Origin of the sequence: Maribacter sp. Hel_I_7, assembly GCF_000688315.1 — a bacterium.
Lineage (GTDB): Bacteria > Bacteroidota > Bacteroidia > Flavobacteriales > Flavobacteriaceae > Maribacter > Maribacter stanieri.
Genome location: NZ_JHZW01000002.1, coordinates 753865 through 779739, shown reverse-complemented (window position 1 = coordinate 779739; position 25875 = coordinate 753865). Strand labels below are relative to the sequence as shown.

Sequence of the window (25875 nt, the reverse complement as noted above, 5' to 3'; positions counted from 1 at the left end):
TAAAGACTGGTGTAAGTGATTTTAATCAATTAAATAATCGGCTTTTATGATTTGAACATAATCTTTTGCCAATGCTACACTACCAATATGGATGCTATTTGGACAAAAATACATTTTAGATATTCAAATAGCTTTTATCGAATACTAAAATTATGGTTTGCAGATAGAACGTGGTTTTTTATGATACTCTATTTTACCTGTATAGTTTCTTTTTCTCTTTTGATATTTTCTATATTTCTTTCAAATGCTTTTACTGTATTTATGTCTTCAATAACTACATGCATACCAACCTCGCAATGGATTCCCTCATAACTGATATGGGGCATGTTTTTAAATTTAGGAATCTTTACATTATCGAGATAAATGAATTGGGTGGGTGTAAAATTATAAGAGCAATAGATCAGTAGATTGTCTATGATTATAAATTTTGAATGTAAATTTTCATTAACGAAATATTGAACATTCTTGGTTTTTGTAAGCTCGCTATAAAATTTTTGAAATTTGCTAGTATTGGCAGGTCTTCTAAATTTAATATCCTTGAATTTATTCTCATCTTCGGTCAAAGGTGCAAAAGTTTGTGATAGACACGTTACGTTTACTCCTTTGTTCGCCATATAGATAACAGCTCCTAAAACACCTTGTCGTGTTTCGTTTTCTTTAATTATAGAATGATGTTTAGCATTAAATTGATAATTAAATGCAGCTAAATGTTGTGCGCAAATGACGATTCTTTCTTTAGCGGATAAAATGTATTTTGATAATGTAGTATCTAGAATGTTAGAAGAATTATAATAGAACGGGGATGTAATGAATATTGTACTTGATTCCTTAAAATCTATTTTATCATATGAATTGCAAGAAGTGTTTAAAGATTCATTATAGTTTTTAATATGGGTAGAACTACCTATTAGATCTTTATAAAAAGCTTTTGCGCACTCCTCATAATTAGGCTCGTCTTCTATACAGACCATGGATTCATGTTTCACCAAATCCCGAACGGCTAAATTAGAGGAGCTTAGTAGCAGTATAAAACCATTTTTCTTTTTAATGTAAGCAGATTTTATGTGTAATGAATACGGTAAAGATCCTCTTGAGAATTTATTGATATAGGCACTTCGTACATATAAATGGGAAAAAAAGTATACGTTAAAATTAGGATGCGTTTTTAAGTGGTATATCTCACTAAATATTTGTCGTGCCAAGGAATATTTAGTGAAACTATCATTACTTTTTTTACCTGTTTCTAAATTTTCTAATGGTTGAGGTTTAGTGTTATCATAACCTTCTAGAGGAATTGTAATTACATTTACTTTGATGCCACTTTCTGATATTTTTTTCAGGTAGTGATGTAAGTACTTGTTGTTATATAAATACCAGGATATATTAATTTCTTCAATATCATTTTTTTGCTGTTCAATAGTTTCAATAAATTTTTGAAGCAAATGAGGAGAACCACCTTGATCATAAAAATCGAATTTATTCTTATAATTTCCAGGGGAATCAAAAAATGATTTAAAAGGCATATACGTATGTTGTTCTTTTAATAATCCCGCAGCTATTTTGTTTTCTATTTAAACATTCGGATTACTAAAGTTGAAACAAAAGGGTAAGTCCTAAAGATAAGTATCTAATTAATTTTTAGTGATTTATCTTAACATAAATCTTTTGGGATGCTATTCATTGGCTTTGTTTTTAGAATAGTATCCCTGGTTTTGACGCTTCTTTTTACCAATATTTGATTAGCTCTTTTGGCCTATTTTAAACTATATAAAATCTTTGAAAATAAAATATTTGCGTATCTAATTTAGTATTACTTTTCCGCCTTCAAATTTTAAGGTAATTAACTGGTTTTTAAAGGTTAATAAGCCTTTGTTTTAGATTGATTTGATTAGTAATATGGAACATTATATTATTTATTTAGGTTTTCTTGTGGCTGCTTATGCTGTAATAGCCAATGATGTTATTCAAACATTAGGAACGTTTATGACTTCAAATGCAGGAGTGAAGTGGTGGTTGCTATGGGGTTTTGCAGGAACGATTTTGACAGTCACCTTAGTTTATGGCTGGTACATTAATGGTGGAGATGTTTCTTATGGTAGACTATCAAATATACCTATGCCAAATCCTTTGCCTTGGTGGTATTTGTTGGCTCCAATTTCTTTAATGGTGATAACCCGTTTTGGAATACCGGCAAGTACTACATTCATGATTTTAAGTGTTTTTTCATCTAGTCAATTGATAGAGAAAATGATATTAAAATCAGTTTTCGGCTATTCGCTAGCGTTTGTTTCAGCCTTTGTGTTGTATTTGTTTCTGACCAAAAAATTTGAATCCCCTGCATCTATTCGGTTAATGGACAAGAAAAAACAAAGACCTTATTGGTTAGTAGCCCAATGGTTTTCAACAGGGTTTTTATGGTCGCAATGGTTGATACAAGATTTCGCTAATATTTTTGTGTTCTTGCCTAGGCAATTATCGCTGTATGAGCTAGTGTTTTCTTTAGTGGTTATTCTGCTAATTATGGCGTATATATTTAACTCAAAAGGAGGGAAAATACAGAGTATTGTCAATCATAAATCAAACACACAACATATTCGATCAGCTACTATAATAGATGCCTGTTATGCACTATTATTATACTTTTTCACTACAATGAGCACCATACCTATGAGTACTACTTGGGCATTTATAGGAATTTTGGCAGGCAGGGAAATAGCAATTAGCTATAGCCTAAAAAAAGGACAATTAAAGAAGACTTACCGTATGTTGGTAAATGACTTTGCCAAGGTTAATATTGGTCTCTTCGTAAGTATATTAATAGCTTATCTAATTCAGTTTCTTAAGGGGTAATGTAAGCATATTTCTACTTTACACTGATCAATACTGCTTCGCAACTTTGTAGGTCTGAGTTAAGTACAATGTTTTCAGATTTTTTACCATCAGATATTTCAACGGAAACTGTATTTGGTGGAGAATCACCTAAGTTATGGGCGTAAAGGAACAAATCGTTAGATTTTGTAGGGTCTAGTTTTATTTTAAATTCCTTTTTCCAATAGGTTAAATAGTATTTTTTAATCACTTGCACTCCGTTAAGATATATAGAAACAATATCGCCATCTTGTCTGCCATGGTCCCAAATCTTGATGATAATATTCTCAGAATCAAACTCGAATTCTTTGGTATATGAAATTTTTCTACCGTCAAAACTGTCCCTAATTTCTGTCTTGTTTTCTGTTTTGTTTTTAGATTGTGCTACGGCAGTTTTTACTGGGGCATTTTGCTTTTTAGGTTTGTTCTTAGATTTCTTTTTAGGAGTAACGACGTTGGCATTTGCCAATTGTTGCTTTTTCTTTCTTTCGTCAGATGCTGCATTTGTAATTGAGAAGAATGGAGTAACTTTTTTAGCAATATTAAATTTATCATCAGGGAAAAGTTCTATGGCAACTACCTGATATCTATTGCCAGAACCAATGTTTTTTGCCAATTCAATTCCGTCTTCAAAACCATCATTTTTAAAAGAACCCAGTTCTTGTACAACCATTTCATTTCTTACTAGAAAAAAGCGAATAGATTTACTGGTATCTATTTTAATAGTATTCCATTGCAAGGTTATTTTATCTGGAATGTTCCAAGCTGTATTTTCATTTGGGGAAATGATTTCTATGGTAGCCACGTCTTGCGCATATCCAAGGGTGGAAAAAAACATAAAGGCTGATAAAAATATAAAATGAATTTTACGCATATGTAATGTCTTATCTCAAAGATAGTATTAAACCGTTATTGGTTTAGCACCTTTGATATCTAAAAAATATAGGCTATTAATTTTACAACGTTAAAATTTGGAAATAATCCTAATAATTGGAAATATTCCATAATTTAGCTATCCCGATTTTTTAGAGGGATAGTTATGAGCAAGACCATACTTCATATAGATTTAGATACATTTTATGTGTCCGTAGAACGATTAAATAATCGCGAATTACAGCATAAGCCATTATTAGTGGGCGGTACGGGAGACCGCGGAGTAGTAGCTGCGTGCAGTTATGAAACCCGTGGATTTGGAGTGCATTCGGGTATGCCCATGAAGATGGCTCGTGAATTGTGCCCAGATGCTGTAGTGATTCGTGGTAATGCTTGTGACTACAGTAAGCATTCAGATATAGTAACCGAAATCATAAAAGAGTACGTTCCCGTATTCGAAAAATCAAGTATTGATGAGTTTTATGCAGACCTCTCTGGTATGGATCGCTTTTTTGGTTGCTACCAGTATGCATCAGAAATGCGTAGGAAGATTATTAGGGAAACCGGACTCCCCATTTCCTTCGGATTATCGGCAAATAAAGTCGTTTCTAAAGTTGCTACAAATGAAGCGAAACCCAACAATCAATTGAAGATAGATGAGGGATTGGAAAAACCTTTTTTAGCACCACTTTCCATCAAAAAAATACCAATGGTGGGTGATAAAACTTATCAGACTCTACGGAACCTTGGACTACGACAAGTACGTACGGTACAAGAAATGCCCATGGAGGTGATGCAAAGGGTGCTGGGTGCTAATGGCGGAGTAATATGGAAACGTGCTAATGGAATTGATAATACCCCCGTAATTCCGTTTTGTGAGCGAAAATCAATCTCTACTGAAAGAACTTTTAACAAAGATACTATTGATGTAAATAGACTACGTGGTATCCTCATTGCTATGACCGAAAATTTGGCATATCAATTACGACGTGGAGATAAGCTAACCGCTTGTATTTCAGTAAAGATTAGGTATTCAGATTTTAATACCTATTCAAAGCAAATGCGGATTCCCTATACCAGCGGAGACCATATTCTAATACCTAAAATTTTGGATCTCTTCAAGAACTTATATAACCGTAGGTTATTAGTTCGGTTAATAGGTATACGTTTTAGTCATTTAGTATCCGGTAATTATCAGATTAACTTATTTGATGACACCGAAGAAATTTTAAGCCTATATAATGCTATGGATGAAATTAGAAAACGCTACGGAGATAAAAGTGTGTTGCGGGCATCGGGCATGGGAGCAAAAACAATAGGTAGAATGCATAATCCTTTTAATGGATTGCCACCAGTAGTTTTGGCGCATAGGAAGATTTAGTTATTGGTTGTTCGTTGTTTGTTGATGGTTGTCGAGGTGTTTCTGTCCAGTCGAGCGCAGTCGAGACCTATAGGAAACGCTTAGCGCAAAATACGTCTTTACGAGGAGGAACGACGAAGTAGTCTACTGAATACAAGTAAGCCTAGTGATTTTTTGTACTGATTGCAACAGATTGCTTCGGCAGAAAAGCTTCGCAATGAAGACAAACGTTCACTGAGCGTAGCCGAAGTGAAATCTTGATTGAGAAAGTAGAAGTTAGAATATAGAATGTAGAAAAGAGAAATAACGCATCGCGCATCGCGCTGCACGTCTAACGCCACACGCGAAGCGCAAAAAAAAGCGTTTAGCGAAAGGCGCAAGAAACCAACAACCAACAACTATCAACGAGCATGTACCTAAACTGCCATACATACTACAGCCTGCGCTACGGGACCTTTTCGGAACTGGAGCTCTTGCAATTGGCAAAAGACCATGGGGTAACGCAATTGGCATTGACAGATATTAATAATACATCAGCTTGTTTAAACTTTGTTCGTAAAGCAGCTGAATATGATATACGTCCTATTTTGGGTATCGATTTTAGAAACGGAGTGGAGCCATGCTTCGTCGGTATAGCAAAAAATAATGAGGGATTTTTAGAACTCAATAACTTTTTATCGCATCACATTCATCATGACAAGAAAATACCAGAAATCGCTCCGGATTTTAAAGATGTGTTTGTTATTTACCCCTTTGAGAAAGTGTTGGAGAGTGAAAAGAAAATCTTTGCAGCACATGAGTTTATAGGGGTTTCCGTAAATGAGCTGAAACGACTTCGGTTTTCAAAATTATTAGAGCAGCGAGATAAGATTGTATTGCTGCAGCCGGTTACTTTTAGGAACAAGCGCGATTTTAATGCACACCGATTGCTACGCGCCATAGATAATAACACTTTGCTGAGTATGTTGTCGGTAACCGAGCAGGCGCGCGATGATGAGCAAATGTATGCGATACCAAACCTGGCAGCGCACTTTTCTGAACATAGTTTTATACTAGAAAATACTCAGCAGTTGATGGATGCCTGCTCTATTCATTTCGATTTTACCACAGGGCGAAAACCTCAGAATTTAAGCACCTATTTAGGCAGTACCAAAGAAGATGAGGTATTTCTAGAGCAGTTATGTCAAGAGGGGTTGTCCAAGCGTTACCCAGAAATAGATCAGGCTGTTTTAGATCGTTTAGCGAAAGAGCTGTACCTCATTAAAGAGATGAATTTTGTCTCTTACTTTCTTATTAATTGGGATATTATTTCTTATGCCCGAAAGCAGAATTTCTTTTATGTAGGTCGTGGTAGTGGTGCCAATAGTATTGTTGCCTACCTGCTTTTTATTACTGATGTAGATCCAATGGAGCTCGACCTGTATTTTGAGCGATTCATTAATCTATACCGGGTAAATCCGCCCGATTTTGATATTGATTTCTCGCATCGGGACAGGCCTATAATGACGGAGTACATTTTTAATCGTTTTGAAAATGTAGCGCTGTTGGGTACCTACGTTACTTTTCAATCTAGGGGAGTTATTCGTGAATTAGGTAAGGTTTTCGGTTTGCCAAAAGATGAAATAGATTTGTTGTGCGACGGTAATATTCAGGCAAGTCGGTTAGATAATATATCAGCTTTGGTACTGAAGTATACCCAACTACTACACGGTATGCCCAATTACTTGAGCATTCATGCAGGCGGAATTCTAATTACAGAAAAACCTATTCATTGGTTTTCGGCGACCAATATGCCTCCAAAAGGATTCCCCACTACGCAGTTTGATATGATTATTGCAGAGGATGTCGGTATTTTTAAGTTCGATATTCTTGCCCAACGCGGACTCTCAAAAATAAAAGAGACGTTGGATATTTTAGAACGCGACCGCCCAGAGGAATTTGCCAAGTTCGATATTCATGATATTAAGGCGTTTAAAAAAGACCCTAAAATCAATAATTTGGTAAAAACAGCGCAGTGTATGGGTTGTTTTTATGTGGAGTCTCCCGCCATGCGTATGTTGTTGAAGAAGCTGGAAGTAGATACCTATTTGGGTCTCGTAGCGGCAAGTTCTATTATTCGCCCCGGAGTATCCAAAAGCGGTATGATGCGTGAATATATTCTACGACATAGAAACAAGGGCAGGGCTGAAAAGATGGCGCATCCGGTCATGTTAGAAATTATGCCAGAGACTTACGGGGTTATGGTCTATCAAGAAGATGTAATAAAAGTAGCCCACCATTTTGCTGATTTAGATTTGGGTGAAGCCGATGTATTACGACGCGGAATGAGTGGTAAATTCCGTTCTCGAGAGGAGTTTCAAAAAGTACAGGATACCTTTATGGACAACTGCCGTAAAAAAGGATATACGGAACAACTTATAAAAGAGGTGTGGGATCAGGTAGCCAGTTTTGCAGGTTACGCTTTTGCCAAGGGGCATTCGGCATCGTATGCAGTAGAAAGTTACCAAAGTCTGTTCCTACGCGCCTACTATCCCTTGGAATATATGGTAGCGGTGCTCAATAATGGCGGCGGATTTTACAAACCTGAATTCTATATACATGAAGCTCGTATGTTGGGCGCAATTATACATCCGCCGTGCGTAAATAAGAGCAATGCAGGCAATCAAATTTATGGTAAAGATTTGTATTTAGGCTTAGGTTATCTGCTGGAACTAGAACAACGCGTAATGGAGCGTATTCTAAAGGAACGCTATCTTAATGGTGATTTTAGTTCGTTAGAAGATTTTCTGGATCGTTTAATTATTTCCATAGAACAAGTAAGCATACTAATACGAATTGATGCCTTCAGATTTACTAATACCAATACACATGAACTACTTTTGAAAGCACATCTATTCCTGAATAAGACCAAGAAAATAGACCACCCAAAATTGTTTGCGCCAAAGCATCAGAACTTTGAGATTCCGTCATTATACAGTACTAATTTAGAAGTAGCTTTTACACAATTAGAATTGCTGGGGTTTAGTTTGTGTAGTCCGTACAAGCTTTTAGAAGTTCTGCCTTTTAATACATCAGGAAGTAAAGATTTAGAACGATACCTAAACAGAAATATTGATATTTATGGGTATTTAATTACAGTAAAACGTACCAGAACCCAAAAAGGAAAAGCAATGTTCTTTGCTACATTATTAGACCAACAAGGTCAAGTTTTTGATGCGGTGTTGTTTCCGCCCGTAGCAGCTAAATACATGTTTAGGGGTAGGGGAATATATCGGTTTTATGGTAAAGTTGTAAGTGAATTTGGTTTTTTAAGTATTGAGGTCATTAAAATGCAAAAACAAGATTTTGTACAAGACCCCAGGTATGCCGATATGAAAACCAGCGCCAAGGTTTTTGATCAAAAGAAGGCGAATGACCAAGAAGGGAATGAATTTGGTAATCAGTTTGTTTAGAAAGAATTAAGCGTCTATTCATCTATATTTTTTACATCTATTTTCCTGAGTTTATTTATAATAGAATCATCACTATATGCTCTGAAAATTATGGTAGGTCTTGCTAAGTATAAAATCTTATTGTCAATCTGTTAATTCTTTAAAAGCCTAAGTATACAATGTATTGTCATGAGAAATTACATGCTCTTTTACATTGTTTTGAAATTCTTGAGGAGTTTGCCCTACGTGTTGTTTAAAGAAACGACTAAAGTATGACTGATCTTTAAAATGAAGATTAAACCCTATTTCTTTAATAGTGTTTTCGCTATGTATAATTTGGCGCTTAGCCTCTAATATCAACCGATCATGAATTAATTGTACTCCAGTTTTATCTAGCTTTTCTTTTAAAATTTGATTTAATCGCTTAGCACTTATGTCCAATTTACTGGCATAAAAATCGGCAGTTCGTTTATTCTTATAATTTACTTCAAGCAGAAGCATAAACTCATAAACGCGCTTTTCATTAATATCTTGCAATGTAAAATGCTGTTCTTTTAGCTGTATTAATTTTAATAAAAACACCTTTAAAACAGCTTTCATCATTATTAGATTAATGACGTCGTGACTGTATTCTTCTTTCAAAAGTTGGAGAACAGCAGCCAAACCATTCGAACCTTCTTCGTTTACTTGTAAACAAGAAAATTCGCCTTGAATGTTGAACATTCTAAATACATCTAACAAAAATTCTTTCAAATCGCCTTCAAGTAATTCTTGCTTAAAAGATATCAAGACACCGTTTTTACCAGCTTTGTTCAATTGATGCACTCTATACGGCGGTATCAAATAAATCCAATCTCCCCTTAAAGTTTGGAAATCGTGTTGTGGAACATGAAGTGCATCTTCATTTTGTAACCATACAATTTCATAAAAATCTCTTCTTGCAGGATCATTTAAATAGGCGGGTGGACAATTCCCTAAATCTTTTATATATAAAACTTTATCACTCAGCATAAACTTTTTTTTAAACATGAAGCAGACCTAAAAATTTCAAAGCATTATCTACCTAAAAAAAGCCCGTTTCCAAAATATACCACAAAAATAGCCAATAACACCATCATTAAAAGCCATAATAGCAAATTGTACCAGACAACTGTCTAATTGTGTAAGTCTTTAGCTAGTGATCCCATATACTTTTGTAGTCGATTTTAATGCTAAGAGAATTTCAATCAAGTACCCTATGGATGATACGCTTAAAAGAACTAATACAGAATTGATAGAAGATGCCATGGATATTATTATTGGTGAACATCTCAAACTTATTAAATCTATACAATATGATGAGATAGCGGCATTGATACCGACAATTACAAATGCTAAAAACATTTTTGTCACTGGTTCAGGTAGAACCGGACTCATGATGAAAGCTTCAGCAATGCGCCTGATGCATTTAGGATACAAAGTACATGTAGTTGGTGAAACTACAGCACCTGCAATTACAAAAGGAGATGTACTTATAGCTGGGTCTGGGTCTGGCACAACTAGCGGAATTGTTAGTGCAGCAGAAACTGCAAACAAGGAAGGCGCGAGTGTTATATGCTTTACCACAAATGCAGCGTCTCTTTTAGCATTACTATCAAAACATACGGTTACCATCCCTGCGGCACAGAAGCAAAAACGTGATGAAGATATTTCAAAACAATATGCAGGTAGTCTGTTTGAGCAGTCATTGCTTTTGGTCATGGATGCTTTAATACAGACTTTATGGGAACTAGATGGCAGTTTGGCTTCAGATTTATGGAAGCGTCATGCTAATATGGAGTAAATACAAGAATAATAGTTAAATAATACAGAACATTAGAAATATTTAAATTATGGCAAAATTACAAGTAGCAATAGATTTATTAAAAATAGAAGATGCAATTGCATTGGCAACAAAAGTGGCTCCTTATGTAGACATTATAGAGCTTGGAACACCACTTATTAAAAGTGAAGGCTTATCTGGAATTAGAAAAATGAAAGATGCTTTTCCTGATAAATTAGTTTTAGCAGATTTTAAAACGGCTGATGCAGGTGAATTAGAAGCAGGTATGGCTTTCGGTGCAGGTGCTGATTATGTAACAATTTTAGGAACAACAGGAGATTCTACCATAGCTGGTGCGGTAAAAGCTGCTGTAGCAAATGGAAAAGGTGTTGTTGTTGATACTATAGGTGTTAAAGATAGAGTTAAGCGTGCAAAAGAAGCAATTGCTTTGGGTGCGGAGTTTGTTGAGTTACATGCTGGTTTAGATGAGCAGGCTGAAGATGGGTATTCTATTCAAGTGTTGATTGATGAGGCTGCAAGAGCTGGTGTAAAAGTATCTATTGCAGGTGGTGTTAATAGTAGTAGTATTACTGCTGTAAAACAATCTGGTGCTATTGTGGCAGTTGCAGGAGCAGCTATTTACGGAGCAGAAGATCCTGCGCAAGCAGCAAAAGAATTAAAAGAGCTGTTAAATGCTTAAGCGGTTTTAATTAAATGTGATTTTAGTATTGAGTAACAAATTCCCATAAATTTTTATGGGAATTTGTTGTTTTTGACTTGTTCTATTTCACAAAAATTTCTGAGTACAGTTTGTCAAAAAAACCTTGAGTACTAATGTTATTATACATTTACGTGAAAGTGTCGACAGCTTTTTGATTGGGGGTTGTATCCGCCAGTTGCAGCTAATTATATGTTTTGGGGTAGGGGAATCCATTAATCCTGTGCCAAGGTCTTTGATTAAAAAAAACGAATGACCAAGAAGGGGTAGGGTAAGAGAAAATGGAAGTTAGCAAATAGATAAAGGAAAAGAGAACAAAGCGTAAAATGAATATTTGTGTTGAGAGTAGCCCCAGTAACAAACAATAAATAAAAATACGCTATGGGCGCATGGCATCCAGCGTTAGGCGAACAGCGCAAAAACCACCAACCGACAACTAACAACCAATAACCAATAACCAACCTAACTAAAATGCTTCTAACACGTAACCGAATATCCAGTATAAAATCAGAAATACAAAAACGGTTCCTATGCACCCGCATTTTCCACCACCTATTTTCTTTGCGCCGTACCACGCACCAATAATTTGAATCAGTTTTTTCATGTGACTAATTTACGAGTTTGGTTGGTTACTTTTAATTTAAAAAATAGCTCAAAAACGCTATTTCCCATCTTACGGTATTTAGTTATTTTGATAAGCCTTATCTAAAAACTCATACCGAGCATCATTTTTGGCTTTTATCAGTTTACTTTCCGTGTCTATTACCATAACTGGGGGGTGGGTGTCTTTTGCTCCTGCGGCATCCCATGTAGGCAGCCCTTCGCTATTTGGATTGCCTGTTTTAATGAAATTGGCGAAGTAGGTCATCATCGCTTTAGATACTTTGTAATCATCGGGTGTCCATGCGTAATCCTCAATTAAATGAAGGTTACCCATGCAATACTCAATTTCACATGCATGTGGCGCACCTACCGCTTTTGGCTCTGGGGGAGTGTCGGTATTTTTTTCTACTGTACCACCTGCTAAACCAGAAGTTAGTGAGTTATCAACCAATGGAGGTCTTAGCTTACTATATAAATATCTATAAACTGGTTGATCGCTGTTCTTTCTATGTAGATCAAACCATTTCCACGTACTGTACGATATAAACCGGTCAGAAGCTAATGCCGTTGCCGATAGTTCAATTTCTTTTTCCGAACCATGAGGGTATAACTCCAGTACTTGATTATATTCTTTTGGATACGCTTCTTTTACTTTGTTTATATAATTGTCTTCTGTGTAAGGTCCTTGTGTAAATGCCATACCTGGTATCTCTGCCGAATTCCAACCTAATAAAAGAGGAACCATTGCTTGTTCTTTATTTTTAAAAATTTCAGGAAGTGTTTTTGGTAGAAAATAACCGTCTAATACTGCTGGAAAACCAAATCGTTTAGATTCATTATATATCTCATAAATTGCTCTTGTGCTCAATTTACGTAATGCTGCAATTGATGGGTAACCCGCATTTTTAGCAAATTCCACACCCATATTTTCCGCATCTTTTAACGGAATAGGTGACATGGTAGGGTTGATGCCAGCGCCACTTTCACCTATAGCACCTGCAATTAAATCTTTAGATAATGGAGATGCCATTTGTTGACTTGTGCCAATAGATCCTGCAGATTCTCCTGCAATGGTTACTTTTTTAGGATTTCCACCAAAAGCGGCAATGTTCTTACTAACCCATTTTAATGCTGCATTCTGGTCTAATAAGCCATAATTTCCAGATGCGTTGTATGAGGCTTCTGCACTTAATTCTGGGTGGGCAAAAAAACCAAAAATGTTCAATCGATAGTTGGTCGTTACTACAACGATACCTTCTTTGGCCATACTTTCTCCATCATATCTTGGTTCAGAGGCATCACCAGCAACATTACCACCACCAAAAAAATATACCAGTACTGGCAAATCTTTGGTGTTGCGGTTGGCAGGTGTCCAAACATTTAAATAAAGACAATCTTCGCTAACACCTTTAGATCTAGATTTCATGTCACCAAACACCATGGTTTGCATGGGTCGTGGTCCAAATTCCTTTGTTTCTTTTATACCTTCCCAATTTTTAACTGGTTGCGGGGCCTTCCATCTTAAATCTCCTATTGGAGGCTGGGCAAACGGAATTCCAAAATAACGTTGTATTCCGGAATGCGTATCGTAATTTCCTTCAATAGTTCCGTTTTCAATAGTTACTTGAACAGGAAAAGAATTGGTTTCTTGTGCTATCGTGTTTATACTTATGATTAAAAGGGTAAAGCATAAAACCTGAAAATTTTTCATATCAGTGTAAGTTTTATTGTCTCAGTTTGTAACAATAATACATTTATTATTTTAAATATATGATAATCTGATAATTAAAATTAGTTTTATAACTGTACCATTAATGCCAGAACGAGGTTGTATATCTTATAAACTAGTTTTGAAAAACTAACGAGAATGTATGGAAGTATGATTATCTTCTGATAAATTTTACTAATTATGAAATCACTAATCTTTAGTTTCTTTTTCACTCTTTCCTTCGTTGGGTTCTCTCAACATGACGGACTTTCAGAATTAAATTCATTGGTAAAACCACGTATGCGAGTAATAATTGATAATGATTTTGGTGGTGATCCAGACGGACTGTTTCAACTGGCTCACCATTTAATGTCACCTTCTGTTGAAATTAGGGGTGTAATTGCATCTCATTTGTATGAGCAAGGTTTTGGAGGTCCGGGTACTTCAGAGTATGCAAAAGAACAAGCCATGAAAATCGTTAAGATTTTGGAATTGGAGAATTCAGTAACTGTATACACTGATAAAAACCAGAGTATGACGGATGTTTCAGAACCAATAGATAGTGATGCGGTACAGTTAATTATTAAAGAAGCGATGCGTACAGATACCAATTTACCTTTATACGTGGTGTGTGGTGGCGGATTAACAAATATTGCAAGTGCTTACCTGCTTGAGCCTAAAATTGCAGAAAAAATCACCCTAGTTTGGATAGGTGGACCTGAATATATAGATATGGCGATTCCACCACCTGGGTTCACCACGCTTGAATATAATTTGGGTATAGATATTAACTCAGCTCAGGTCATTTTTAATTATTCTAATATCAATTTGTGGCAAGTACCTAGAAATGTATATCGACAACCCATTATGTCAGATGCAGAACTTTTAACGAAGGTTAAAGATAAAGGCAAGTTAGGTGATCATTTATTCAAAGTAATGAAAGAGGCATTGGCAAAGATTGATAAATGGAATTTGCCCATGGGAGAAGTATACATTTATGGCGATAATCCCCTAGTATTATTAACGGCATTACAATCTTCATTTGAGCCAGACCCTTCTTCTAGTACTTACGTAATAAAACAAGCCCCTAAAATAAATGAATCTGGCATTTATGAAGCTAATTTAAAAGGTAGAAATATTAGGGTATATCAACAGCTTGATAATCGCCTGTTGTTTGATGATTTCTTTGCAAAATTAGCGTTGTTGGGGCGGTAGGGTTAATGTTTACAACTCTTTAATTCATCTAATACATTCATAATTAATATACCATCTTCGGCCGTACATGGGTTTTCAACTTTTCCTAAAAAAAAATGGACAGTAGCTTGTATCATGGGTTCTTGAACATGATTTGGGTTAGTAAATGTAAACGTTTGTTCTTCATTGTTTCTTTTTAAAACAACTTCACTGCCAAAAAAGGAGAATTGAATACGACCGTTGGTGCCATAAATAATACATTCATCTTTTTCGTTTATTTCCGCAGCATTAAAACTCCATATCCCTCGAAATTGAATACCATTCTTAAAGGAGATAATTCCATTAACGATCTCTTCTACGTTTGCATTCCTATTTGTGGGTTTAGTAAGTCCATGTAATTTTTCAATCGGGCCAAAGAAATGAATCATTATGTCTATATGATGGGGTGCCAAATCATAAAAATAGCCTCCACCCGATATCTCGGGTTGTATTCTCCAATTATCTTTAGCATCGGCTACAAATAATTCTTTTTTAGATTGTAAGACTTGTAGGTCTACATGAGTAATGTCTCCAATACAGTTGGTATCCAGAAGTTCTTTTACTTTTAAAAAGGCTGGCAATTTACGGCGATAGTGCGCCATAGTAAGTTTACTTGTACTATTGTTAAGTGCATTGGTTATTTGTTGTGCTTCTATAGCATTTAATGCCATTGGTTTTTCAAGATATACATGTTTACCCGCGTCTAGGGCTTGTAATGCATAGGTTAAATGTGTAGAAGGGGGCGTGGCAATATAAACAGCATTGATGTCATCGTTATTAAATATATCTTCTGCATTTGAAGTCCACTGTAGCACGTGATGTCGTTCTGCAAAATCTTTTGCTTTTTCTTCATTACGGCGCATGACCGAAATTAAATTTGAATATGCAACCTTCTGAAAAGCGGGACCACTTTTTACTTCTGCAACATCTCCACAACCAATTATTCCCCAATTAATTTCATTCATTTTGTTAGCTTTAGTATCCCTTAAAATTTATAACAATTTCATTGTTCATAAAAATACAAATTAGAGATGGGTTATCTTTTTTATGGATAGAATTCCTATATATGATATGGTTAAATTATTTTTGACCAAAATTAGAGATACATGGCTTCAGGTTTTTTTGCAGTTTTAGATGATGTAGCAGCACTATTGGATGATGTAGCGGCAATGAGTAAAATAGCCACTAAGAAGACCGCAGGGATTTTAGGTGATGACTTAGCCGTAAATGCGGAGAAAGCATCAGGATTCGTCTCTCAAAGGGAATTACCAGTGCTTTGGGCTATTACCAAGGGTTCGCTTCTTAACAAAATCATCATATTACCTATTGCCTTTTTGTTAAGTGCTTTTTTACCCTGGGCGGTTACACTTGTTTTAGTGTTAGGGGGAATTTACCTTGCTTTTGAAGGTGCGGAAAAAATTCATGAATTCTTTGTTCCTCATGAGCATGCGCATATAGCTGCAGAAGCAAAGCCGATGACTAAAGAAGAGATTCTAGAACTTGAGAAAACGAAGGTGAAATCTGCCATAGTAACTGATTTTATATTGTCCATAGAAATTGTAATAATTGCTTTAGGAGCCGTTATTAAAGAGCCTTTGGTTACACAGATAGCAGTAGTTTCGGTAGTAGCTCTTTTAGCAACAGTAGGTGTTTATGGTATTGTAGCGCTTATTGTACGAATGGATGAATTTGGTACCAGATTAATTAATTTAAACGAAGAGGAAAATAGTATTTCTGATAAAATAGGTCATTTTTTCGTAAACGCCTTGCCAAAGGTAATTAAGGCCTTGTCGGTTATTGGAACTATTGCTTTACTATTGGTTTCTGGTGGTATTTTTGTACATAATATTGATTTCTTTCATCATCTGCTACCTAGTGTTCCTAGTATTATTGTAGAATTTGTAGTTGGTCTTGCGGTTGGGTTTATTGCACTTTTACTTTTTAATGGAATAAAAAAACTATTTAAAAAGAAGGAGTAGTTAGTTGTCCTATTATTTTTGAACCAATTTTCAATACTGTTTACTTATTTGGGAAGACAAAACTAGATGTTTAGGTCTTAATAATACTATTAGGACTAATATGCCCTTTCTTCGCCTTTCAAGGCATTATATACAGTTAAGAAAACAATTTTAGCATCTAATGCTAGCGACCATTTTTCCATATAAAAAATATCATATCGGACTCTATTCACAATATCTGACCTATTAATAATTTCTCCCCTACAACCTTGAATTTGTGCTAAACCGGTAATGCCTGGTTTTAAGAAATGACGCACTAAATATTTATCTACAGAGCTTTCATATTGTTGGGTATGTACCACCATATGAGGCCTAGGACCAACAACACTCATGTCGCCCATTAGCACATTGAAAAACTGAGGGAGCTCGTCAATACTGGTATTTCTTAAAATTCTACCAAGCCTTGTTACCCTTACATCATTTTTAGTGGCCATTTGAGTATCGCTTGTAGTACTTTTGGTCATGGACCTAAATTTATAACACCAGAAAATATCTCTATTAACTCCATGCCGTTGTTGTTTAAAAAACAAAGGTCCCTTGGAATCAATCTTCATGAGTATGAAAACTACTGGTATTAACCATGACAGTATAAATAGTATGATCATGCTAGAAAATAATACATCGAAAATTCTTTTAATTAGATTGGAATAGTCTAAATCTAAAGGAGAGGCCCTAAGGTTTAAAATAGGAACGGCGCCATATAATTCTAACGACATTGCCCTGGAGAACAATTCTTTGTTATCCGGAATAATTTTTATTCTTTTTAAACTATTATCTGCAATTTTCATTAAATATTGTATCTCTGCTTTGGAAAGCTTAGAAGCCATACAGTACACTTCCTCAACATTATTTTCAAATATATAATTGAATGAGCTCTCGATATCTCCCAAACAAGAAGGGCTATTAGATTTTACGTTGTCGAAATATCCCATATATCGATACCCGAATTCAGGGTTGTCAAAAATACGTCGTAGCTTTTGCAGATTCTTATCCTTACCAATTACTACTACACTTACGCTATTGTATCCTTTTGTTCTGTATAAATTTTTAGCCCAATAAAATAATACCCGAAATAGTGTTAATAGGAAGCAGATTAATAAGTATACCAAGACTAAGTACATAGGTTTATAGGAATACATTCCAAAAAACACGAATGAGGTAAAATAGACTAAGCCATAAATGATAAAAAGTATAACAAAGCTTTTGAAATTACTCATAAAGCCATCTCTTCTAGCCGTAGGGTAGAAGTTTAAGCTATAAGTGGTAATAAGCCATGTTAGGTTATAGTAAAGTATACTATATCCATTAAGATATGTTTCTGGAGTATACGCATACAGTGTCAAATTAATGATTAATATATGCACTATAAAAGATAGAGGTATTATAAAATTAGATTTCTTCATTTCCGCTTTTAGTAATGGTTGGTCAAAGAGCTAAGAATAGGTTGTTACTACTAGCCAATAGTTAATGAACTATTGGTTAGCGGTAAATTTGAGTTTGATAGAAATCTGTAGGTAAAAACAATTAATTCTTGGAGGTGTACCATGAATATACTTGCTGTACTCCTTGTGATAAAGAAATGGTGTGTTTCCATCCAAGGTCATGTAATTTTGTGGGGTCTGTTAGTTTTTTTAATGTACCATCTGGTTTCTCGGTATTAAAATATAATTCGCCTTTAAAATTTATAGTTTGTTGTATTAATAATGCTAAGTCTTTAATAGAAATATCAACTCCTGTACCAATATTAATATGGGTATTGCGTATTTCTTTAGTTTTTTGATCATAGCAATCTTTGAAATCTCTCTGCTCCATTAAAAAGACGCAGGCATCTGCCATATCTTCACTCCAAAGAAATTCTCGCATAGGTTTTCCAGAGCCCCATATTTCTAAATGAACGGTATCATCTTTTTTCTTAATGCCATATTTATCTAAGACAGAGATAATTTCATTTTTAGATGATTTACCGTTAATTCCCTCAATTGGTAAAGCATTTAAATCTGATGATAAAGTATCCCAATCATTATTTTCTAAGGCCTTCCCTAAGTGCATCTTTCGAATCAATGCAGGTAACACATGCGATTTTTCTAAATCAAAATTATCATTAGGTCCGTACAAATTGGTAGGCATAACAGAAATAAAGTTAGTGCCATATTGCAAATTGTAACTCTCACACATTTTAATACCTGCTATTTTTGCGATAGCGTAAGGTTCATTGGTATATTCAAGAACGTCTGTTAACAAAGAGTCTTCTTTCATGGGTTGAGGACAATTTTTAGGATAAATGCATGTGCTTCCTAAAAACAGTAATTTCTTCACCCCATGATGATAACTTTGGTGTATGACATTATTCTGAATCATTAGATTTTCATAAATGAAATCTGCACGATACGTGTTGTTGGCTACAATACCACCAACTTTAGCGGCAGCAAGAATAACATATGCCGGTTTTTCGATTTCGAAAAACGCTGCAACTTGTGTTGCATTGGTCAAGTCTAGTTCTTTGTGCGTGCGAAAAATCAAGTTTGAATAGCCTCTGCTTTTCAGATTCTTAACAATTGCACTGCCAACTAGACCTCTGTGACCTGCTATATATATTTTAGCTTCTTTATTTAACATAGTTTACTTACAAATTAGGAGAATCGATAGTTCTTAATTATTTATTCGAAATAATTATAAGTAACATAACCACCTTTCTTCAAATATTGATCTTTTTGCATCAATTTTAAATCATGTGTCATCATGTCTTTTACCAAACCTTGTAAGTCATATTCTGGAATCCAACCTAATTTAGTGTTAGCTTTTGTTGCATCACCAATTAATAATTCAACCTCTGTTGGTCTGAAATATTTAGGATCGACCGCTAGAATTTCTTTTCCGGTTTCAACTTGTATATCTGGATTAGAACATGATTTTATATATCCTTTTTCATCAACACCTTTTCCTTTGAATTCTAGTTCAATACCCATCTCTGCGAATGCCATTCTAACGAATTCACGAACTGGAGTAGTCTTTCCCGTAGCAATTACCCAATCTTCTGCTTCATCAGCTTGAAGAATCATCCACATCATACGTACGTAATCTTTAGCATGACCCCAATCTCGTTGAGCATCTAAATTACCTAGGTAAATTTTGTCTTGTAAACCTAGTCCAATTCTTGCAGCTGCTCTGGTTATTTTTCTAGTCACAAAAGTTTCTCCTCTAATAGGTGATTCATGGTTAAAAAGAATACCGTTACAAGCGAACATGTCATAAGCTTCTCTGTAATTTACAGTAATCCAGAATGCGTACATTTTTGCTACGGCATAAGGGCTACGTGGGTAAAAAGGAGTTGTTTCTGATTGTGGAACTTCTTGTACTTTTCCGTATAATTCTGAAGTTGATGCTTGATAAATACGAGTCTTTTTCTCAAGTCCTAATAAACGTACGGCATCTAAAATTCTAAGCGTACCCAATCCATCTGCATTACCAGTATATTCTGGAACTTCAAATGAAACTTGAACATGGCTCATTGCTGCTAAGTTGTAAATCTCGTCTGGTTGAATTTCTTGTATTAATCTAATAAGATTAGTACTATCTGTCATATCACCATAATGAAGTACAAAATTTCTGTGTTCTACATGTGGGTCTTGATAAAGATGGTCAATTCTGTCTGTATTAAACAAAGATGCTCTTCTTTTTAAACCGTGTACTTGATACCCTTTTTTTAATAAAAATTCGCTCAAATAAGCGCCGTCTTGACCTGTAACTCCAGTAATTAATGCTACTTTCATAATGTTGTAAAATGGATTTATACTATTTTTTCGTTCATATTTTTCACTTATGAACTAGTAAATATGGTAATAGTGAATTCCAGCAAAGTCATTCCTTTTAAAATGGAATGCTTAATTATTTTAAATAATTAAGTGAAGTTGGGGAATTCATTTTAATATATTATCTCTAGTTCTTTTCAAAGTAAAATTTTGTTTTACCACAACCTAGATTACAATAATATAAGTTTTAAAAGTTAATAAGATTAATGACATAGTATTGAATCTTTTAACTATGGTTAATGGTTGTGAAACAAATTTAGGATATTATTTGTGTAATTCGAATCAAAAAAAACAAACCTTAGATTAACTTATGATTTAATCGATAAACTGTGTTTTAATTAATCAGTTTTTAAAAGAGTTGTCATTAGGTTCGTGGTTATAACTAAGTTGCTATTATTTCTTATAAAAAATAGTATGATTAATGGAGTTGATAATTTAAAATATAATTGTGATTATTAATCTTTAACTTTTTTTCTTGCCACCATTTAAAACATTAAAAGTACTGCAGTTGAAGGTTATAGTTTCTATTTGATGTCTATAATTTTATGAATACTTTTTTATATTTTTTCAAGGTCTAAATCAATTAGAATGATAAGATTATTAAAAGCGAATATTTTGAGCTCTTATTTATCAAATGAAAGGATTTAGTGTTATTTTTTTAAAAATAACCTAATAAAACTTGTTATTAATTATTTTTTTAATCTATGTTTAAATTGTCAAACACTATTTATTATTTATATTTGAGTAGGAAAAAGACTACTTTAATATGCTATTTATTGTATTTCCCCGTTATAATATCAATCTTAAACCACTATGCGATGATATCTAACATTTTATCTAAGAAACTAACGTTATCCTTTCAAAAGAAAAAGTTAGTTTCTCTTGAGAATTGCTACATGCACCTTAAACCGTATTTTCAGGTTAAGAAAGGTGCTGAGATTAAAGAAACCCAAAAAGTTCTAGTGGATAAGAAAACTAAGAATCAAAGGGTTCAGAACACGTTTAATGCTATAGAGCAAAATCAAATTTTGTATGCTAAAATTTTAACTGAAAAATTGTTGAAAGTTTAAGTTTTCAAAAATTCAATTATTAAACGTACTATATAAAGTCCCGAATTAATTTTAATTCGGGACTTTATTATTTGATATCAATTCTTCAATTCAAGGTGATTATTATTCTTAACTTTAGGACTGATTAATACATTTTTCTGTCCTTCCTTAACGTGAACTTCTAATCTGGTTTGTGTTTGAACAAGTTTTCGTTCTTTAAATTATATTAGGGTTATAGCATTTAAGATATTTTTTACACACAACTATTTTATTTACACATCAGCGAAACTAAATGTGTTTTTTGATGATTATAAATATATTTATCGCATAAAACTGAAGAATCTTAAGCAATAGCCGTCTTAATGAAAATTTTAAAGCTATGTTTTAAATCCCCCTTATTCTTTATAAACTAACCTATTCAGTCATATACTTTGGAAGTACTAATGCATTTTAACCCTTTTGAAGGACCCGCAATAAAGCACATTTTGCACACTACAGATGCGCAAGAAGAAATTTGGTATTCTTGCTATTTTGGTGGCGAAGACGCAAATAGAGCTTACAATCTTTCATTATCAATAGATTTTACAGGAGAAATAGATGTAATTGCCTTACAGTGGGCTCTGGACATGCTTATTAGTAGGCATGAATCATTACGGTCTGTGTTTAGTCCGGATGGAAAGTTTATTAATGTATTTGATGCTCAAATTGCAATTATTGACTTTCACGATTATAGTAAACTTTCGGCTACAGAAACAGATGTAGAAGTAAATAAATTCACAAGACAAGATACAAATACCGCTTTTGATTTAACCAAGGGACCATTGATACGATTTGGTCTTTTGAAATTAGAAGATCAATTACACCAGTTAGTCATTAACACGCATCATATTATATGCGATGGGTGGTCTGTTGGTATAATAATGCAGGAAATTGGAGAATTGTACTCCGCAAAAGTTGAGAACAGAAATCATAATCTTCCAGAACCGGTACCCTATACAGAATATGTTGCGCAACAGAATGAGTTAAAATCTAATGGTGAATTTACTCAGGCAGAAAACTACTGGTTAAATGTATACAAAGGGGAGATACCAAAAACAAACCTCCCTACAGATTTTGGACAAGTTACTAAGAGAACATATAGTGGCGCGCGTATAAATCAATCCTTAAATAAGGATATAGTTAAAAGTATAAAAGATACCGGTATCAAAGCCAACACTAGTTTGGTTCTAACATTAATGGCGGCTTTTGAAATTCTGCTTTATAAATTAACAGCTCAAAAAAGTATAGTTCTGGGTCTCCCTGTTGCAGGGCAATCTGCTATGGGGGCTAAACATTTGGTAGGTCATTGTGTGAAGTTACTTCCAATGAAAAGTGAATTGGATGGTGATGATAGCTTTATTGACTACTTAAAGAAAAGAAAATCTGCAAATTTTGATGCTTTTGAGAATCAGGAACTAACTTTTGGTAGTTTATTGAAAAAACTAAATTTAAGTAGAACTCCGGGAAGAGTGCCATTGGTACCTGTGGTCTTTAATGTCGATATGGATTTGGATGATGGTGTTTCTTTTTCTGGTCTTAACTATGAATACCACAGTAACGCGCGAGAATTTGAAACATTCGAATTGTTTTTAAATGCAACAGGGTCTAAAGAAAAGATAATATTAGAATGGTCTTATAATACAAACTTGTTTAAAGAAAGTACTATACTTTCTATGGGGGAATCCTTTAAGACTGTTTTAAACAAGCTAATTGAAAACCCAAATGTTAAACTTTCTGAGTTATTACAAAGAAGTAATAATGACTTTGCTATTGAGGGTGCTTCATTAGAATTACCGAGTACCACACTTCATGAGTTATTTCATAAACAAGCTATAAATATACCAAATGCTATAGCTTTAGAGTTTAACGAAGAGAAAATTACATATGCAGAAATGCAGCGTAGAATTAATTCTACTGCAAGTCTTTTGTGGGAAGAAGGGGTAAAACCAAATACTACGGTCGCTATTTCTCTTGAAAGATCTCCAGCTCTAATTATATCGCTTTTTGCAATATTACAGTGTGGGGCTAGATACGTTCCTATAGATACGGGTTATCCAGATGTTCGTACCAAACTGATGATTTCAGATGCGAATTCTTCTTTTTTCATTTGTGATACATCAAAAGAGAAACTTGACCATGATGTAAAGGCTATTTTTATTGAAGATATTATTTCTAATAGAAATGAAGCTGATGGTAGTTTTGAAAATGTAAATGTATCTTCTGATGCAGGAGCTTACATCATTTATACTTCCGGATCTACTGGTAAACCAAAAGGAGTACAGGTTACACATAAAAATGTAATCAATCTATTGTATTCCATGGGCAAAGAACCAGGTATTGGACCTGATGATAAAATATTTGCGACCACAACGATATCTTTTGATGCGATGGTTATGGAAATATTCTTACCATTAATTCATGGTGCCAGTGTTGTGTTAGTTGATGAAAATACAAGAAAAGATGGTCATCTTTTATTACAGAAGGCAGTTAAAGATGAAATTACTGTTATCTGGGGAACGCCAACTATTTGGCAAATTCTTTTAGATTCAGGATGGAAAGAGCCATTGCATATTAAAGCGTTGATTGGTGGAGAACCAGTACCTAAATCACTTTCTGTAAAGTTGTTGGAAAAATGCGATGAAGTGTGGAATATTTATGGTCCTACGGAAACAACGGTTTGCTGTATACTAACCAAAATTTCTAATCAAGATGATCTTATAACCATTGGAAAACCTATTGCAAATACTCACATCTATCTTTTAGATGAACAAGGAAATCCTGTTATAAAAGGAGAAGCTGGTGAAATAACTATTGGTGGCGAAGGTGTAACTATGGGCTATTTAGGGCAGGAAGAACTGACTAAAGAGCGTTTTGTTAAAGATACTTTCAAAGCTGATGGCAATGCAAAAATGTATTTGTCCGGAGACTTAGGAAGACTTTTGCCAAATGGTCAAATTGAATGTTTAGGAAGAAAAGACGGACAGGTAAAAGTACGTGGACATAGAATTGAACTTGGTGAAATTGAACATTCGCTAAAGAAATTAAAAGGAATAGAATCGGTTGCTACAGATGTTAGAAACCATGTTTTAAAAGCATATATTGTTTATAAGGGTGAAGATAGTCAATGGGATGAAGATGTGGTTAGTTGGAAAAATCAACTGGCAACTGAATTACCTGTATTTATGTTACCTCATGAATATATTAGATTAAATGAACTTCCGGTAACTATAAACGGGAAGCTTGATAGAAAGAGTTTACCAGATACTGGTGCCAATATAGTTTATACTACAGCCGAAAATAGTCAGCCGCTTACGAAAGCTGAAAAACTGGTCTCAGAGGTTTGGAAAGAATGTTTGTTCCTAGATAAAGTAAACGTTACTGATGATTTTTTTGAATTAGGCGGACACTCTTTAATCGCTGCTAAGGTAATGACCAAATTAGAAGAGAAGTCTGGTCAGCGCTTACCATTATCATCTTTATTTGAATATTCTACGGTTAAAAGTTTAGCTAGTTTATTGAAAATAGAAGAGAATACGGTAACCTGGGATTCTTTGGTGCCAATTCAGACTAAAGGTTCTAAAACACCACTATTTATAGTACACGGAGCAGGATTAAATGTACTTTCCTTTAAAAGTCTAAAGGACCATATGGATCCAGATCAGCCAATCTATGGTTTTCAAGCGAAAGGTTTAAATGGTAAAGAAGAATTATTAACTTCTGTAGAAGAGATAGCGGCACATTATAATGAGGCCCTTATTGCAACGCAACCTAAAGGACCATACATGTTGGCGGGTTATTCTTCCGGTGGTATAATCGCCTATGAAATGGCAAAGCAGTTAATGGAAAAAGGGGAGAATGTTTCTACTTTAGCTCTTTTAGACACATATGCATATGCACATTATGGTCGTAGTACTTCTTTAGGTAAGAAAATGGCTTATGGTAACTATTTATTTAATAAATCTTTGCATGTTTTAAGGCAGTTATTAAATAAGGAAGGCTTTAAATATAGGGTAGGAGTTACCAAAACAAACCTGAAGAAGCTTTACTTAAGATTAAAAAAAGATAAGAATACCTTGTCTAAAATGGATTATGACTGGGAGTATGAGCATAGAATTATTGAGCACAACAAGGTTGTAGATAGGTATCATTTAAAACCTTTGTCAATAAAAGCCGATTTGTTCCGTATTCAAGATGTTATTGATTACACTCATGACAATGTAAATTTTGGATGGAAGTCTTTTGCCCAAAATGGTATAGAGTTACATTACGTTCCTGGAGAGCATTTAACAATGTTTGCTCCGCCTAACGATAAAGTATTGGCGAAAACCCTTCAGGGAGTTCTTGATAACAACAGTTCTAAGTAGT

17 protein-coding genes are annotated in these 25875 nt (G+C 34.4%); 9 read left to right on the top strand and 8 right to left on the bottom strand.

The features are described from left to right. Nucleotides 1-188 precede the first annotated feature (188 nt). Complete coding sequence (locus tag P178_RS0104850) at nt 189-1523, bottom strand: phospholipase D-like domain-containing protein (RefSeq protein ID WP_027065155.1); 1335 nt, start codon at nt 1521-1523, stop codon at nt 189-191. Nucleotides 1524-1896: 373 nt separating this feature from the next. Between P178_RS0104850 and P178_RS0104845 the strand changes: the two genes are divergently transcribed. Then, complete coding sequence (locus tag P178_RS0104845) at nt 1897-2850, top strand: hypothetical protein (RefSeq protein WP_027065154.1); 954 nt, start codon at nt 1897-1899, stop codon at nt 2848-2850. 13 nt (nt 2851-2863) lie between these two features. On the opposite strand, the gene P178_RS0104840 is transcribed toward P178_RS0104845, so the two are convergent. After that, a complete protein-coding gene (locus P178_RS0104840; protein ID WP_027065153.1) occupies nt 2864-3706 on the bottom strand; it encodes a hypothetical protein in 843 nt (280 codons plus the stop codon). A 201-nt stretch (nt 3707-3907) separates the two neighbouring features. On the opposite strand from P178_RS0104840, the gene dinB reads away from it, so the two are divergent. Both dinB and P178_RS0104830 read left to right on the top strand, forming a co-directional pair. Then, nucleotides 3908-5122, top strand: a complete 1215-nt coding sequence (dinB, locus tag P178_RS0104835; RefSeq protein WP_027065152.1) for a DNA polymerase IV — start codon at nt 3908-3910, stop codon at nt 5120-5122. Between the two features lie 389 nt (nt 5123-5511). Next, nucleotides 5512-8553 (top strand): DNA polymerase III subunit alpha, encoded by a 3042-nt coding sequence (locus P178_RS0104830; RefSeq protein ID WP_027065151.1) that lies wholly within the window; start codon nt 5512-5514, stop codon nt 8551-8553. A 147-nt stretch (nt 8554-8700) separates the two neighbouring features. Here P178_RS0104830 and P178_RS0104825 read toward each other — a convergent pair whose 3' ends face one another. Further along, nucleotides 8701-9543 carry a helix-turn-helix domain-containing protein gene (locus P178_RS0104825; RefSeq protein WP_036146326.1) on the bottom strand — a complete coding sequence of 281 codons (843 nt, stop codon included), beginning with the start codon at nt 9541-9543 and terminating at the stop codon, nt 8701-8703. Nucleotides 9544-9769: 226 nt separating this feature from the next. Here P178_RS0104825 and hxlB point away from each other — a divergent pair, with 226 nt between their 5' ends. Further along, the gene (hxlB, locus tag P178_RS0104820; RefSeq protein ID WP_027065149.1) at nt 9770-10354 is read left to right on the top strand and encodes a 6-phospho-3-hexuloisomerase; all 585 of its coding nucleotides are present in this window, start codon (nt 9770-9772) and stop codon (nt 10352-10354) included. Nucleotides 10355-10403: 49 nt separating this feature from the next. After that, nucleotides 10404-11033, top strand: a complete 630-nt coding sequence (hxlA, locus tag P178_RS0104815) for a 3-hexulose-6-phosphate synthase (protein ID WP_027065148.1) — start codon at nt 10404-10406, stop codon at nt 11031-11033. A gap of 700 nt (nt 11034-11733) precedes the next feature. Here hxlA and P178_RS0104805 read toward each other — a convergent pair. Beyond that, nucleotides 11734-13365, bottom strand: coding sequence for a carboxylesterase/lipase family protein (locus tag P178_RS0104805; protein WP_027065146.1), 1632 nt, complete (start codon nt 13363-13365; stop codon nt 11734-11736). Between the two features lie 198 nt (nt 13366-13563). On the opposite strand from P178_RS0104805, the gene P178_RS0104800 reads away from it, so the two are divergent. Further along, nucleotides 13564-14577 carry a nucleoside hydrolase gene (locus P178_RS0104800; protein ID WP_027065145.1) on the top strand — a complete coding sequence of 338 codons (1014 nt, stop codon included), beginning with the start codon at nt 13564-13566 and terminating at the stop codon, nt 14575-14577. Nucleotides 14578-14579: 2 nt separating this feature from the next. On the opposite strand, the gene P178_RS0104795 is transcribed toward P178_RS0104800, so the two are convergent. Then, complete coding sequence (locus tag P178_RS0104795; protein WP_027065144.1) at nt 14580-15560, bottom strand: Gfo/Idh/MocA family protein; 981 nt, start codon at nt 15558-15560, stop codon at nt 14580-14582. 141 nt (nt 15561-15701) lie between these two features. On the opposite strand from P178_RS0104795, the gene P178_RS0104790 reads away from it, so the two are divergent. Beyond that, nucleotides 15702-16574 (top strand): DUF808 domain-containing protein, encoded by an 873-nt coding sequence (locus P178_RS0104790; protein WP_027065143.1) that lies wholly within the window; start codon nt 15702-15704, stop codon nt 16572-16574. 95 nt (nt 16575-16669) lie between these two features. Here the strand turns inward: P178_RS0104790 and P178_RS0104785 are convergent, their stop codons facing one another. The 3 genes from P178_RS0104785 to gmd all read right to left on the bottom strand — a co-directional run bounded on the left by P178_RS0104785 (nt 16670) and on the right by gmd (nt 20383). Continuing rightward, on the bottom strand, nt 16670-18016 hold the full coding sequence (locus P178_RS0104785; protein WP_027065142.1) for an exopolysaccharide biosynthesis polyprenyl glycosylphosphotransferase: 1347 nt from the start codon (nt 18014-18016) through the stop codon (nt 16670-16672). A gap of 121 nt (nt 18017-18137) precedes the next feature. Continuing rightward, complete coding sequence (locus tag P178_RS0104780; protein WP_027065141.1) at nt 18138-19229, bottom strand: GDP-L-fucose synthase family protein; 1092 nt, start codon at nt 19227-19229, stop codon at nt 18138-18140. A gap of 41 nt (nt 19230-19270) precedes the next feature. Then, nucleotides 19271-20383, bottom strand: a complete 1113-nt coding sequence (gmd, locus tag P178_RS0104775) for a GDP-mannose 4,6-dehydratase (RefSeq protein ID WP_027065140.1) — start codon at nt 20381-20383, stop codon at nt 19271-19273. Nucleotides 20384-21240: 857 nt separating this feature from the next. Between gmd and P178_RS0104770 the strand changes: the two genes are divergently transcribed. Both P178_RS0104770 and P178_RS0104765 read left to right on the top strand, forming a co-directional pair. Beyond that, a complete protein-coding gene (locus P178_RS0104770; RefSeq protein WP_027065139.1) occupies nt 21241-21492 on the top strand; it encodes a hypothetical protein in 252 nt (83 codons plus the stop codon). A gap of 410 nt (nt 21493-21902) precedes the next feature. After that, a complete protein-coding gene (locus tag P178_RS0104765) occupies nt 21903-25874 on the top strand; it encodes a non-ribosomal peptide synthetase (RefSeq protein ID WP_155941577.1) in 3972 nt (1323 codons plus the stop codon). Nucleotide 25875 lies beyond the last annotated feature (1 nt).

Excerpts from the sequence above, each read along its gene's own strand:
- P178_RS0104850 (WP_027065155.1), bottom strand. The coding sequence starts at position 1,523 with ATGCCTTTTAAATCATTTTTTGATTCCCCTGGAAATTATAAGAATAAA.
- P178_RS0104845 (WP_027065154.1), top strand. The coding sequence starts at position 1,897 with ATGGAACATTATATTATTTATTTAGGTTTTCTTGTGGCTGCTTATGCT.
- P178_RS0104840 (WP_027065153.1), bottom strand. The coding sequence starts at position 3,706 with ATGTTTTTTTCCACCCTTGGATATGCGCAAGACGTGGCTACCATAGAA.
- dinB (WP_027065152.1), top strand. The coding sequence starts at position 3,908 with ATGAGCAAGACCATACTTCATATAGATTTAGATACATTTTATGTGTCC.
- P178_RS0104830 (WP_027065151.1), top strand. The coding sequence starts at position 5,512 with ATGTACCTAAACTGCCATACATACTACAGCCTGCGCTACGGGACCTTT.
- P178_RS0104825 (WP_036146326.1), bottom strand. The coding sequence starts at position 9,543 with ATGCTGAGTGATAAAGTTTTATATATAAAAGATTTAGGGAATTGTCCA.
- hxlB (WP_027065149.1), top strand. The coding sequence starts at position 9,770 with ATGGATGATACGCTTAAAAGAACTAATACAGAATTGATAGAAGATGCC.
- hxlA (WP_027065148.1), top strand. The coding sequence starts at position 10,404 with ATGGCAAAATTACAAGTAGCAATAGATTTATTAAAAATAGAAGATGCA.
- P178_RS0104805 (WP_027065146.1), bottom strand. The coding sequence starts at position 13,365 with ATGAAAAATTTTCAGGTTTTATGCTTTACCCTTTTAATCATAAGTATA.
- P178_RS0104800 (WP_027065145.1), top strand. The coding sequence starts at position 13,564 with ATGAAATCACTAATCTTTAGTTTCTTTTTCACTCTTTCCTTCGTTGGG.
- P178_RS0104795 (WP_027065144.1), bottom strand. The coding sequence starts at position 15,560 with ATGAATGAAATTAATTGGGGAATAATTGGTTGTGGAGATGTTGCAGAA.
- P178_RS0104790 (WP_027065143.1), top strand. The coding sequence starts at position 15,702 with ATGGCTTCAGGTTTTTTTGCAGTTTTAGATGATGTAGCAGCACTATTG.
- P178_RS0104785 (WP_027065142.1), bottom strand. The coding sequence starts at position 18,016 with ATGAAGAAATCTAATTTTATAATACCTCTATCTTTTATAGTGCATATA.
- P178_RS0104780 (WP_027065141.1), bottom strand. The coding sequence starts at position 19,229 with ATGTTAAATAAAGAAGCTAAAATATATATAGCAGGTCACAGAGGTCTA.
- gmd (WP_027065140.1), bottom strand. The coding sequence starts at position 20,383 with ATGAAAGTAGCATTAATTACTGGAGTTACAGGTCAAGACGGCGCTTAT.
- P178_RS0104770 (WP_027065139.1), top strand. The coding sequence starts at position 21,241 with ATGATATCTAACATTTTATCTAAGAAACTAACGTTATCCTTTCAAAAG.